The 12792-nt window shown below is 61.9% G+C and carries 13 protein-coding genes and 1 tRNA gene; 11 read left to right on the top strand and 3 right to left on the bottom strand.

Annotation, left to right across the window (positions count from 1 at the left end; all coding sequences use genetic code 11):
- Positions 1–18: 18 nt before the first annotated feature.
- On the bottom strand, positions 19–1173 hold the full coding sequence (locus tag GPT34_RS00695) for a trypsin-like peptidase domain-containing protein (RefSeq protein WP_291008307.1): 1155 nt from the start codon (positions 1171–1173) through the stop codon (positions 19–21).
- 170 nt (positions 1174–1343) lie between these two features.
- On the opposite strand from GPT34_RS00695, the gene GPT34_RS00690 reads away from it, so the two are divergent.
- The 3 genes from GPT34_RS00690 to pdxA all read left to right on the top strand — a co-directional run bounded on the left by GPT34_RS00690 (position 1344) and on the right by pdxA (position 3480).
- Positions 1344–1484: a DUF3149 domain-containing protein gene (locus GPT34_RS00690; protein WP_291008304.1), complete on the top strand. Its 141-nt coding sequence runs from the start codon at positions 1344–1346 to the stop codon at positions 1482–1484.
- Between the two features lie 120 nt (positions 1485–1604).
- Positions 1605–2402, top strand: a complete 798-nt coding sequence (locus GPT34_RS00685) for a Nif3-like dinuclear metal center hexameric protein (protein WP_291008302.1) — start codon at positions 1605–1607, stop codon at positions 2400–2402.
- Between the two features lie 43 nt (positions 2403–2445).
- Positions 2446–3480 (top strand): 4-hydroxythreonine-4-phosphate dehydrogenase PdxA, encoded by a 1035-nt coding sequence (gene pdxA, locus GPT34_RS00680; protein ID WP_291009000.1) that lies wholly within the window; start codon positions 2446–2448, stop codon positions 3478–3480.
- A gap of 56 nt (positions 3481–3536) precedes the next feature.
- On the opposite strand, the gene mscL is transcribed toward pdxA, so the two are convergent.
- Positions 3537–3959, bottom strand: coding sequence for a large conductance mechanosensitive channel protein MscL (gene mscL / locus GPT34_RS00675; RefSeq protein WP_291008299.1), 423 nt, complete (start codon positions 3957–3959; stop codon positions 3537–3539).
- A 279-nt stretch (positions 3960–4238) separates the two neighbouring features.
- Between mscL and petA the strand changes: the two genes are divergently transcribed.
- From petA to GPT34_RS00645, 6 genes are all read left to right on the top strand, one after another.
- On the top strand, positions 4239–4844 hold the full coding sequence (gene petA / locus GPT34_RS00670; protein WP_291008296.1) for a ubiquinol-cytochrome c reductase iron-sulfur subunit: 606 nt from the start codon (positions 4239–4241) through the stop codon (positions 4842–4844).
- A 26-nt stretch (positions 4845–4870) separates the two neighbouring features.
- Complete coding sequence (locus GPT34_RS00665; RefSeq protein ID WP_291008293.1) at positions 4871–6292, top strand: cytochrome bc complex cytochrome b subunit; 1422 nt, start codon at positions 4871–4873, stop codon at positions 6290–6292.
- 33 nt (positions 6293–6325) lie between these two features.
- The gene (locus GPT34_RS00660; RefSeq protein ID WP_291008290.1) at positions 6326–7084 is read left to right on the top strand and encodes a cytochrome c1; all 759 of its coding nucleotides are present in this window, start codon (positions 6326–6328) and stop codon (positions 7082–7084) included.
- A gap of 120 nt (positions 7085–7204) precedes the next feature.
- Positions 7205–7816, top strand: coding sequence for a glutathione S-transferase N-terminal domain-containing protein (locus GPT34_RS00655; RefSeq protein WP_291008287.1), 612 nt, complete (start codon positions 7205–7207; stop codon positions 7814–7816).
- A 52-nt stretch (positions 7817–7868) separates the two neighbouring features.
- Complete coding sequence (locus tag GPT34_RS00650) at positions 7869–8399, top strand: ClpXP protease specificity-enhancing factor (protein WP_291008284.1); 531 nt, start codon at positions 7869–7871, stop codon at positions 8397–8399.
- Positions 8400–8416: 17 nt separating this feature from the next.
- A tRNA-Thr gene (locus GPT34_RS00645) sits at positions 8417–8492 on the top strand.
- Positions 8493–8545: 53 nt separating this feature from the next.
- On the opposite strand, the gene GPT34_RS00640 is transcribed toward GPT34_RS00645, so the two are convergent.
- A complete protein-coding gene (locus GPT34_RS00640; RefSeq protein WP_291008281.1) occupies positions 8546–8836 on the bottom strand; it encodes a hypothetical protein in 291 nt (96 codons plus the stop codon).
- A gap of 74 nt (positions 8837–8910) precedes the next feature.
- Between GPT34_RS00640 and GPT34_RS00635 the strand changes: the two genes are divergently transcribed.
- Together GPT34_RS00635 and secA are read left to right on the top strand one after the other, a co-directional pair.
- Complete coding sequence (locus GPT34_RS00635) at positions 8911–9855, top strand: M23 family metallopeptidase (protein WP_291008277.1); 945 nt, start codon at positions 8911–8913, stop codon at positions 9853–9855.
- 181 nt (positions 9856–10036) lie between these two features.
- Positions 10037–12781 carry a preprotein translocase subunit SecA gene (secA, locus tag GPT34_RS00630; RefSeq protein ID WP_291008274.1) on the top strand — a complete coding sequence of 915 codons (2745 nt, stop codon included), beginning with the start codon at positions 10037–10039 and terminating at the stop codon, positions 12779–12781.
- Positions 12782–12792: the final 11 nt, after the last annotated feature.

The raw sequence follows: 12792 nt of genomic DNA, 5'->3' as shown, positions 1-12792 counted from the left end.
AAATAGCCCCGGCGTGGTTCAGCGGGCTTGAGTCTGATTCGGTAGGGTGCGCCGACCCGGGATCACGTCCAGCACCGTGTTGCCATCACGGCGCGTGATGGCCAGGCTGGCTGCCTCACCGGGTTTCAGGGCCGCTACCGCGGTAAGCAACTGGGCCACATTGGCCACCTGGCGCCCCGCCACCTGCGTAATCACGTCGCCCGGACGGATGCCGGCCTGGGCGGCTGGCCCGTTCTGCAACACCCCTGTGATGATCACGCCCTGACCGTTGGCAATGCCAAAACTCTCGGCCAGTTCCGGTGTGAGGTCTTGCGGCTCCACCCCGATCCAGCCGCGGGTGACCTGGCCGTCGCGCACGATGGCTTCCAGCACGCTGCGCGCGGTGGAGGTGGGGATGGCAAAACCGATGCCCATGGAGCCGCCCGAGCGCGAGTAGATCGCGGTGTTGATGCCCATCAGCCGGCCCTGGATGTCCACCAGGGCACCACCCGAGTTGCCGGGGTTGATAGCGGCGTCGGTCTGGATGAAGTTCTCAAACGTGTTGATACCCAGCTGGGTGCGGCCGAGCGCACTCACGATGCCGCTGGTGACGGTCTGCCCGACGCCAAACGGGTTGCCGATGGCCAGCACCAGGTCTCCAATCGCCAGGCTGTCCGAATCGCCCAGGGTGATCACCGGCAGGTCACCCAACTCCACCTTCAAGATGGCCAGGTCAGTTTCCGGATCGGTGCCGATCACCTTGGCCACGCCTTTGCGGCCGTCGTTGAGGATCACCTCAATCTCGTCGGCCTCTTCAATCACGTGGTTGTTGGTCAGGATGTAGCCCGCCGGGCTCACGATCACGCCCGAGCCCAGACCGGCCTGCTGCTGCGATGGACCTTGCTCGCCAAAAAAGAACCGGAACCAGGGGTCTGCCGCGGCCGGGTTGTTGACCGCCGCCTTGCTGGTGTTGATGCTGACCACCGCGGGCGAAGCCAGCCTGGCGGCCGCGCTGAAGCTTTGCAGGCCATTGCCAGTGAACGGAATGGCAGGTCCGTTGGATTCCAGCACCGGTACCACCGAAGCCACCACCGGCTTGCGGTTGAGCCACTCGGGCTTGAGCGTAGCGACCACAAAAAAAGCCGCAAGCAGCACAGTCACGGTTTGCGCAAATACCAGCCAGAGTCGTTTCATGATCGTTTGATGTCGTGTCGGGCAGGGCTGACGCTATGCCAAATCCCCATTGTCCTGCATATGGTCGCGGTAGGCGGGGGTTCAAGGCGCTTGATGCATGTCAAGGCACTCAAGCCTTGGTTGCGGTCCAATGAGAGTCTCGCAAACAGACGACAACAATGGAGTAGGCCATGAAAGCCGTTGTGGATCTCTTCTCGACCGATTACGGTTTGTTCAGCATCGGCGTGATCGCATTCATGCTGGGCATGGTAGTGTGGTTCTACCGCTTCTTCACCCGCAAGATGGACGAGTCGCAGCGCAATCAGGGCTGAGTTGCTGAAACGCGGTGGATATGGGTCTGATGACCCGCCGCTTCTGGTTGTGCTCGCTGTCAGAATGGCAGGTTGCTGAGTTTCGCAGTGTGCGGAACTGGATTAGTTCACGCCGCCGCCATGACGTCTCCCACCATCTCGCCTCTTTCGACCGCGCCCAAAGTTTCGCGTGAAGCCGTATTGGGCGCGCTGGATGACCTGCTGCAGCCCGCAGGCTTCAAGGACTACGGGCCCAATGGTCTGCAGGTGGAAGGACGACCTGAGGTCCGCAAGCTCGTAACCGGGGTCACCGCCAGCTTGGCGTTGATCGACGCGGCCATCGACGCCGGTGCCGACGCCATTCTGGTGCACCACGGCCTCTTCTGGCGCGGCCAGGATGGAAGGGTGACCGGCTGGATGAAGCAGCGCCTCTCGCGCCTGCTTTCGCATGAGATCAACTTGTTTGCTTACCACCTGCCGCTGGATGCGCACCCGACGCTGGGCAACAACGCCCAGCTGGCCCGGGTACTCGATATTGATTTGCTACCGCCCGACCAAGGACGGTTTGGCGACCAGTTACTGGGTTTTCTTGGGCACCGTACCGCATCTACCGCCCAGGCGCTGGCCGACCGGGTGCAAGCAGCGCTGGGTCGGAACGTCACCCTGGTGGCCGAGCCAGGCCGGTCGGTGCAGCGCATTGCCCTTTGCACCGGGGGCGCACAGAGCTACTTTGAGGCCGCCATCGCCGCCGGGGCCGACGTGTTCATCACAGGCGAAATCTCGGAGCCCCAGGCCCACTACGCCCGCGAGAGCGGCGTGGCCTATATCGCCTGCGGCCACCATGCGTCGGAGCGTTATGGCGCACCGGCCGTGGGGACTCTGGTGGCGGGCCGGCTGGGCCTAGAGCACCAGTTTATCGACATCCCCAACCCGGCTTGAGGTGAAGGTGTTCGAGATCACACGAGCACCGCCAGCGCAGGACATGCTCCCGCTGGTCGTGACCATGGGGGATCCAGCAGGCATTGGTCCCGAGATCGTGCTGCGGGCTTTGCAAACCCGTCCGGAGTTGCTGAAGCGCCTGGTGGTGGTGGGCGATCTGGCAACCCTGAGGCGTGCGGCGGGTTGGGTCGGGCTGGATCCGTCGTTGCTCGTCCCCATCGCCGGGGGCGGCTTGGCGCAGGCGCTGGCCAACGCCCTGCCTGGCAGGGTGACTGTGGTGCCGTGCAGCACCATGCTGGAGCCAGCGCCACTGGGCCAGGTAAGCGCGCTGGCCGGGCAGGCGGCGGCCGACTGCATTCAATTGGGCGCCCGCGCGGTTTTGTCCGGGCAGGCTGCCGCCCTGGTGACCGCGCCCATTCACAAGGAATCCCTGGCTGCAGCTGGTGTGCCTCATCCGGGGCATACCGAAATGCTGCAAGCGCTGGCCGCCGAGTTTCAGGGCTTGCCGGTCGCCCACATGCCGGTGCGCATGATGCTCAGCGCACCGAGGCTGCACACGGTGCTGGTGAGCATCCATGTGGCCCTGCGCGATGCAATCGAGGCTGTCACCACCGAGCGCGTGCTGGAAACCATCCGCATCACCGCACGGCATTTCGAGCGCTGCGGCCTGCCTCAGGCCCGCATTGCTGTGGCTGGCCTCAATCCCCATGCGGGGGAGGGCGGGTTATTTGGATATGAAGAAATCGATGCCATTGCACCGGCTGTCGCGCTGGCGCAGGCCGAGGGGCTGATGGCCAGCGGCCCGCACGCCCCCGACACGGTGTTTATGCGGGCGCGGCAGGGCGCGTTTGACGTGGTGGTGGCGATGTACCACGACCAGGGCCTGATCCCGGTCAAGCTGCTGGGCCTGGAGCACGGCGTGAACACCACACTGGGATTGCCGCTGATCCGCACCAGCCCCGACCACGGCACGGCCTTCGATCTAGCCGGGACTGGGCGGGCGGGCGAGGAAAGCCTGCTTGCCGCGATCGATGCCGCGATCCAGATGGCGGACCGGAGCCTCAGCACGGCACAATGAAAAAAGCCGCTGCCCGGTGACGGTGCAGCGGTTGCCTCGCCCGATGGCCGCGTGGCTTACTTGCGCAGGCTGTCGCGAATCTCGCGCAGCAGTACCACGTCTTCCGGTGGCGCGGCGGGCGCGGCGGGTGGGGTCTCGCGCTTGAGCCGGTTCACCTGTTTGACCATCATGAAGATGATGAAGGCCAGTATGATGAAATTGATGGCCACGGTGATGAAGTTGCCATACGCTAGTGTAGGCACACCTGCTTCCTTCAGCGCAGCGAGCGTGGGCGCCGTGCCCTCGGGCACGCTCCCCAGGGTCACGTACAGGCTAGAGAAATCCAGGCTACCGAAGATGGCTCCAGCGATGGGCATGATGACATCCTCGACGAGGGAGCCCACGATCTTGCCAAAGGCGCCACCGATGATCACACCGACCGCCAGGTCGATCACATTGCCTTTGACGGCAAATTCCTTGAACTCTTGCATCATTCCCATGGGAGGCCTCCGGGTGTTTTGGGATGGACAGTCGGCGCTGGATGGTGGCGGGCAGATTCGGCGCACCTAAGCGCTGGCGAGGATTGTCACACGGTTCTAAAGTATTACAGGAGCCTGACACGCGGTGGTGAAGGTGCGGCTTTGCCCGCGGGTTGTCGTGAGCGCGCTCGCATATCCCAAAAGCCCAGTCGATTGCTCCGTCAAGCGCATGTGAGCCTTGCACCCTCCGGTAGAATTCAGGGTTGCCCCAAGTAATGATCCGTTTCTGAAAGTTCCCCCATGAGTGAAGCAACCGTCGATAGCAAGGTCGACAGCAGCCGTCGCACCTGGCTGATCACCTCTGCCGCCATGGGCGGCGTCGGCGCCGCTGCGGTGGCCGTGCCGTTCGTGAGCAGTTTCCAGCCCTCCGAAAAGGCCAAGGCCGCAGGTGCTGCGGTTGAGGTGGATATTTCAACCCTGCAGCCCGGTGAAAAACGCGTGGTGGAATGGCGCGGCAAGCCTGTGTGGATCATGCGCCGCACGCCCGAGCAACTGGCCGAGTTGCCCAAGCACGACGCGGAACTTGCCGACCCTAAGTCCGACCGCACCGCCTATCCGACGCCCGCATACGCCAAGAACACACACCGTTCGATCAAGCCCGACGTGTTGGTGGCTGTGGGTATTTGCACCCATCTGGGCTGCTCTCCTGGCGACAAGTTCACCCCCGGTGCCCAGCCGTCGTTGCCAGATGACTGGCCAGGTGGTTTCCTTTGCGCCTGTCACGGCTCCACGTTTGATCTGGCAGGCCGCGTTTTTAAGAACAAGCCGGCGCCTGACAACCTTGAAGTGCCCCCACATGTGTACCTGTCTGACACCACCTTGCTGGTGGGCGAAGACAAGGCCTGATCATTCCGACCCGAGGCATCCCTCCCATGGCTCAATTCAAAGAAGTTTCGCCCGACGCGCCCGTGGCAGAGAAAGCGCTGAACTGGATCGACAATCGGTTCCCGCTCTCCAAGCTCTACAACGAACACCTGGCTGAGTACTACGCCCCCAAGAACTTCAACTTCTGGTATTTTTTCGGTTCGTTGGCCCTTCTGGTGCTGGTGATCCAGATTGTGACCGGCATTTTCCTGGTCATGCACTACAAGCCTGACGCCAACCTCAACGCTGCTGGCGTGCCGGTGGCGTTTGCGTCTGTCGAGTACATCATGCGCGATGTGCCCTGGGGCTGGTTGATCCGTTACATGCACTCCACCGGTGCTTCCGCGTTCTTCGTGGTGGTCTACCTGCATATGTTCCGGGGCCTGATCTACGGGTCCTACCGCAAGCCGCGTGAGCTGGTCTGGGTCTTTGGTTGCGCCATTTTCCTGGTGTTGATGGCCGAAGCCTTTATGGGATATCTGTTGCCGTGGGGCCAGATGTCTTATTGGGGTGCGCAGGTGATCGTGAACCTGTTTTCAGCGATTCCCTTCGTGGGCCCGGATCTGGCTCTGCTGATCCGAGGCGACTTCGTGGTGGGTGATGCAACGCTCAACCGCTTTTTCAGCTTCCATGTGATAGCCGTGCCGCTGGTGCTGCTGGGTCTGGTGGTGGCCCACATCATCGCCCTGCACGAAGTGGGCTCCAACAACCCCGATGGCGTGGAAATCAAGGCGCTCAAGGACGACAAGGGCATTCCGCTTGACGGCATCCCGTTTCACCCCTATTACAGCGTGCACGACATCCTCGGGGTTTCTGTGTTCCTGATGGTGTTCTCGGCGATCGTGTTCTTTGCGCCCGAGTTCGGCGGTTTCTTCCTCGAATACAACAACTTCATCCCGGCCGATCCGCTGGTCACGCCGCTGCACATCGCACCGGTCTGGTACTTCACGCCGTTCTATTCGATTCTGCGTGCGGTCACTGGCGAGATGATGTATGCGCTGATTGCCTGCGTGGTATTGGCCGCGTTCCTGGGCGTGATCAAAACCCAGCTGAGTGCCTTGATGAAGGGCGCGGTGGTGGGCGGTGCGCTGGCGCTGGTGGCCATGATGCTGAGCATCGATCCCAAATTCTGGGGTGTGGTGGCCATGGGTGGTGGTGTGGTCATCCTGTTCTTCCTGCCTTGGCTTGACAACAGCCCGGTGAAGTCGATCCGCTACCGCCCGAGCTGGAACAAATGGCTTTATGCGCTGTTTGTTATCAACTTCCTGATCCTGGGCTACCTGGGCGTGCTGCCGCCGTCGCCGATTGGCGAGCGGGTTTCGCAGGTCGGTACCCTGTTCTATTTCGGGTTCTTCCTGTTGATGCCGTGGTGGAGCCGTCTGGGCGAATTCAAGACTGTGCCCACCCGCGTCACCTTCCAGCCGCACTGAGCGCGCCAGAGCCAATCCGAGAGAGTCATCGCAATGAAAAAAATGATTTTGGGCCTCGCGCTGGCCTTTGGCCTGTCGGGCACGGCCTGGGCAGCGGGCGCCAGCATTCCCATGGACAAGGCGCCGCAGCGCACGAACGACATGTCGGCGCTGCAAAACGGTGCCAAGCTGTTCGTGAATTACTGTCTGAATTGCCACTCGGCGTCGTTCATGCGCTTCAACCGCCTGCGCGACATCGGCCTGACCGACAAGCAGATCGCCGAGAACCTCACCTTCACCACCGACAAGATTGGCGACACGATGAAGGTGGCCATGAGCCCGACCGACGCCAAGGCCTACTTCGGCAAGAACCCACCTGACCTGACCCTGGTGGCGCGTTCCCGCGCCGCCATTGGCAGCCATTCGGGACCTGACTACCTCTACACCTTCCTGCGCACCTACTACCGCGATGCGACCACCCCCACTGGCTGGAACAACAAGGCCTTCCCGCTGACGGCCATGCCCAACCCGCTGTGGGAACTGCAGGGCGAGCAGCGCCCGCTGTACAACAAGGTGGAGAGCCATGGGCACGAGGTTGAGGTTTTGCGGGGCTGGGAGCAAGTGAAGCCGGGTACCATGACACCTGCCCAGTACGACCAGAACGTGGGCGATCTTGTCGCCTTCATGCAGTGGATGAGCGAGCCTGCGCAGAACAGTCGGGTGCGCCTTGGCGTCTGGGTCATGCTCTTTCTGGCCGCGTTCACCTTGGTCGCCTGGCGCCTGAACGCTGCGTTCTGGAAAGACATCAAGTAACCGACTGGCGTCGGCCGGGGAACATGGCCCCCGGCTAACGGCCGTCGATTCCACAGTGGATGGCAGCACCGACCCGGTGTGACAGTCATCCACTGTTTTTGCATTCAAGGAGACCCTTTCATGATGGTTTTGTACTCGGGTACCACCTGCCCATATTCGCATCGCTGCCGCTTCGTGCTGTTTGAAAAAGGCATGGATTTTGAAATCCGCGATGTGGACCTCTACAACAAGCCCGAGGACATCAGCGTGATGAATCCCTACGGCCAGGTGCCGATCCTGGTTGAGCGCGATCTGATCCTGTATGAGTCCAACATCATCAACGAGTACATCGACGAGCGTTTCCCGCATCCGCAGCTGATGCCCGGTGACCCGGTGGATCGGGCTCGCGTGCGGCTGTTTCTGCTCAATTTCGAAAAAGAGCTGTTTGCCCACGTCTCGCTGCTGGAGGCGCGGAGCGCCAAGGGCAATGAGAAGGCGTTGGAGAAGGCCCGTTCGCACATCCGCGACCGCCTGACCCAGCTCGCCCCGGTGTTCCTGAAGAACAAGTTCATGCTGGGCGACAACTTCTCCATGCTGGACGTGGCGATCGCCCCCTTGCTCTGGCGCCTGGACTTCTACGGCATTGAGCTCAGCAAGAACGCAGCTCCTCTGCTCAAGTACGCCGAGCGCATCTTCTCTCGTCCGGCCTACATCGAAGCGCTCACACCCTCGGAAAAGGTGATGCGCAAGTGAGGTCCCGGCCCGGCACCGAATGCTGGGCCTCGTGTTCAGAGCTTGTTCGACCATGACCCCAGCGATGCAAGACGCTCCCTCCACCCGCCCTTATCTGGTGAGGGCTCTGCACGAGTGGTGTTCGGATAACGGCTTTTCGCCCTACATCGCCGTGCAGGTGGACAGCTCGGTACAGGTGCCAATGGAGTTCGTCAAGAACGGTGAAATCGTGCTCAACGTGAGTTTCGATGCCACCACCTCGCTGCGCTTGGGCAACGACTTCATCGAATTCAAGGCCCGTTTTGGTGGGGTGTCGCGCGACATCGTGGTCCCGATCGATCATGTGATCGCGATCTACGCTCGTGAGAATGGTCAGGGCATGGCGTTCCCGGCGCCCGCTGCGACCGGCGCGACAGCACCTGTCGTCGATGCGGCGCCTACAGCTCCTGACGCCTCATCCACCGAGGCCCCCGAGCGCGGTGGCCTGCACGCAGTACCCAACGACCCCACATCCGAGGCTCCGCCCCACAACCCCGATGAGCCACCGCCCCCAGGGGGGCCGCCGCGCGGTGGTCGTCGGCCTCAGCTGAGGCGGGTCAAGTAAAATTTGGGTCGAAGCGCGCCGCTTTAGCTCAGTTGGTAGAGCAATCGCCTTGTAAGCGATAGGTCATCTGTTCGAGTCAGATAAGCGGCACCAAGGGCTTTTGATGAGCATTTGGCCTGTTTCCGGGCATCTCCTGAGGCGTCCGCTCATCGCCCTTTGGCTTGGACTTTGATCCGAATTGAGCTAACCTGCGCTCCGTTTTGGGTCAAAACCTGCTGCAAGCTGGGAACAAGCTGCCGCAGCTTGGTCGACGCTGCTGCGCTGGCCACCAGCAGGCACCATTCGGTGTCATGTACCGGGCCCGCGTGGACGTGTGGGCGCATTGAAACCGGTAGCAGATGCTTGACCAGATCCAGATAGCGCTGGGAATCTCGAATGCGCTGCTGCAAGGCAGCCAGCGACGGCGCCGCATCCACCGCCTGCTCCAGGCTGAGCATGAGGGGTGGGCGGGATGCTGTGCTCATGAATGCAGTGCTCGGCCGACAAGCCGGGCCAACAGGAAAGGTCAATCGTGCACATTATTATCACGGATGCTTGGCTCGCACGAAGCCAGGCGCTGCACCTCAACGGGTGGAAGCTGATCGGCGCCGGCTTGTTGGGCTCGGTGTTGCTGATGTTCGGCTCGGTGGCGACCTACCACTGGGTGTTTCTCGAAGGTGTGCGACAGGGCTGGCCTGGCTTCAGCTCGGTGGCGCGCATTGTCACTCAGGGGGATGTGGACTCCAAAGAGCTCTACATGCGGGAGAACCTGGATGCCATGGCGCGCAAACTGGGTGAGATGCAGGCGCGCATGATGCAGATCGATTCGCTCGGAGAGCGGGTCGGTGGCCTCGCCGGTTTGAAGCCAGAGCAGATGAAGGCTCCCGAGGCGCCCGGATCTGGCGGTGTGCTGGTGGGGGACCGAACCCTCAGCATGGCTGAACTGCAGGGTGAGATGGATGCACTGGACCTGAGCACCCACTCCCGCGTGGACTGGCTAACCGCCGTAGAGTCACGCCTGTTTGACCAAAAAATCCGCAGCAGCCTGGTGCCCACTGAGGAGCCGGTGCAGGGAGGGCGCATCGGCTCGCCATTCGGCTTTCGCATCGATCCCATCACCGGCCGCTCGGCTCTGCACACCGGGCTGGACTTTCCGGCCGATACCGGGACCCCTATCTTGGCCGCTGCAGGGGGCGTCGTGGTCATTCAGGAGTACCACCATGCCTATGGCAACCTGGTCGAAGTCGACCACGGCAACGACCTAATCACCCGGTATGCCCATGCGTCGGAGGTGCTGGTCAAGACCGGCGACATTGTCAAGCGGGGGCAGAAAATCGCCAAAGTTGGCTCTACTGGGAGATCCACCGGCCCCCACCTGCACTTCGAGGTGTTGGTCTCCGGCGTGCCGCAAGATCCGCGACCTTTCCTCGCCGCGGGCGAAGCGCTGACGGCCGCCGCGGTCACTCGCAAGCGCTGAGCTGACGCGGCTCGAATTTGGACGTTGCCCGGCGGGTAAAATGTCGGCTTTGCTCTTGAGTGCTGAGCAAACGTCCGCACGTGCCGGCTGACCGCCTGCTAGCGGGTTTGTTTCGTGCGCTGGCGCACTCCACCTTATCTGTCTGTCCGACGCTTGTTGCGCCCGGCTCAGGCCCGACCGCATGGCCACAAACATACTCACCAAGATTTTCGGTAGCAGCAACGATCGTTTGCTCAAAACCTACCGCAAGACCGTCGAGCGCATCAATTCCCTTGAAGCCAAGTTTGAGATGCTCAGCGATGACGAGCTGAGAGGGCAGACTGAGGCATTCAAACGCCGCATCGCCGACGGCGAGACGCTCGATGCTTTGCTGCCAGAAGCTTTTGCGGTGGTGCGCGAAGGCAGCAAGCGCGTGATGAAAATGCGCCACTTCGACGTGCAGCTCGTAGGTGGTCTGGCGTTGCACAACGGCAAAGTGGCCGAAATGCGCACTGGCGAGGGCAAGACGCTCACAGCGACGCTGCCGGTCTACCTTAATGCGCTGACGGGTCAGGGTGTGCATGTGGTGACAGTCAACGACTACCTTGCCAGCCGAGACGCGCAGTGGATGGGCCGGCTTTACAACTTTTTGGGTCTCACTGTCGGCATCAACCTGCCACAGGCCCCCCGCGAGGAAAAACAAGCTGCTTACCAAGCCGACATCACCTACGGCACCAACAACGAATACGGCTTCGACTACCTGCGCGACAACATGGTTTACGAGGCAGGCGACCGGGTGCAGCGCGGACTGAACTTCGCCATCGTCGACGAAGTCGACTCGATCCTGATCGATGAAGCGCGCACGCCGCTCATCATCAGCGGGCAGGCCGAAGACCAGACACAGGTCTACATGGCGATCAAGGCCTTGATTCCCAATCTGGTGCGGCAGGAAGGCGAGGCTGACCCGCGCACTGGCGAGGGCGTGATCAAAGCAGGCGATTTCACGGTGGACGAGAAGGCGCACACCATTCACATGACCGAACAAGGCCATGAAAAGGCGGAGGCGCTGCTTGCACAGGCAGGGCTGCTGCCCGAAGGCGCGTCGCTCTACGACCCGGCCAATATCGCGCTGATGCACCACCTCGTGACCTCGCTCAAGGCGCACCACCTCTACCATCGAGACCAGCACTATGTGAATCAGGGTGGCGAGATCGTGATCGTTGACGAATTTACCGGGCGCCTGATGACGGGTCGCCGCTGGAGCGATGGCCTGCATCAGGCCGTCGAAGCCAAGGAAGGTGTGGCGATCCAGCCCGAGAACCAGACGCTGGCTTCCATCACGTTCCAGAACTACTTCCGCCTTTATAAGAAGCTCTCGGGCATGACCGGCACGGCCGATACCGAGGCCTACGAGTTCCAGGAAATCTACGGTCTGCAGACGGTGGTGATCCCGCCCAACCGACCGAGCAAGCGCACCGACCAGCTCGATCGCGTCTACAAGACCACCAAAGAAAAATACGCCGCGGCCATCGAGGACATCCGAGAATGCCAGGAGCGCGGTCAACCCGTGCTGGTGGGTACCTCGTCGATCGAAAACTCCGAAATCATTGCCGAGCTACTGACAGCCGAGAAGTTGCCGCATGAGGTGCTCAACGCGAAGCAGCATGCGCGCGAGGCCGACATCATCGTGCAGGCTGGCCGACCTGGAGCCATCACCATCGCGACCAACATGGCGGGTCGCGGCACCGACATCGTACTGGGTGGCAACCTGGAAAAGATGCTGGCTGCGATTGAGAGTGACGTGTCGATCGACGACGTCACCCGTGCCCGGCGCGCCGATGAGTTGCGCCACCAGTGGCAGCAGGATCACGACAAGGTCAAGGCCCTGGGTGGCCTGCGCATCATCGCGACCGAGCGCCACGAAAGTCGGCGCATCGACAACCAGCTGCGAGGTCGCTCAGGGCGCCAGGGTGACCCTGGCTCCTCTCGCTTTTATCTGAGCCTGGACGACTCGCTGATGCGCATCTTCGCGGGCGACAAAGTGCGCGCCATCATGGAGCGGCTGAAGATGCCCGAGGGCGAGGCCATCGAGGCAGGCATCGTCACGCGCAGCATCGAAAGTGCCCAGCGCAAGGTGGAGGCCCGCAATTTTGATGTGCGCAAACAGCTGCTGGAGTACGACGATGTGTCGAACGATCAGCGCAAGGTGATCTACCAGCAGCGCAACGACATTCTGGACGCGCAAAGCCTGCGGGCGCAGATCGATGCGCTGCGCGAAGGCTGCTTTTTAGACCTTGTGCACCAGTTTGTGCCAGAGGGCAGTGTGGAAGAGCAATGGGATCTGCCTGGGCTTGAAAAGGTGCTGCGCGAAGAGTGGGCGGTCGACGTGCCGGTGGCCTCCTGGGTGTCCGATGCCGAGTCCATCGACGCCGAAGAGATCGCCGAGCGCGTGATCGCAGCGGCCAAGGTGGTCTTCGATGCGAAGGTCGCCCAAGTGGGCGAAGACAACTTTACTAACTTCGAGCGCGTCGTGCTGTTGCAGACCATCGACGGCCAGTGGCGTGAGCACCTGTCTGCGCTCGATTACCTGCGCCAGGGTATTCACCTTCGCGGCTATGCGCAGAAGCAGCCCAAGCAGGAGTACAAGCGCGAAGCCTTTGTGCTGTTTGGTCAGTTGCTCGACAGCGTCAAAAACGACGTGACGCGCATTCTGATGAATGTGCGCGTGCAGTCTCCCGAGCAGGTGAGCGAGGCCGCTCAGCAGCTGGAGGACCGGGCGGAGAAAATCGCTAACGTGACCTACTCCGCACCCAATGAGACCGGCGACGCAGAGTTGGTGCGCGAGGGTGGTGCCGCGGTGGTCGAAGTGCCGCGAGTCGGCCGCAACGACCCCTGTCCTTGTGGCAGTGGCAAGAAATACAAGCACTGCCACGGCAAGCTCGATTGAGTTAAGCCCCG

Origin of the sequence: Hydrogenophaga sp. (assembly GCF_011390835.1) — a bacterium.
Taxonomy (GTDB): domain Bacteria; phylum Pseudomonadota; class Gammaproteobacteria; order Burkholderiales; family Burkholderiaceae_C; genus Hydrogenophaga.
Note: the sequence above shows the minus strand (reverse complement) of the source record. Positions and strands in the feature narration are given on the sequence as shown.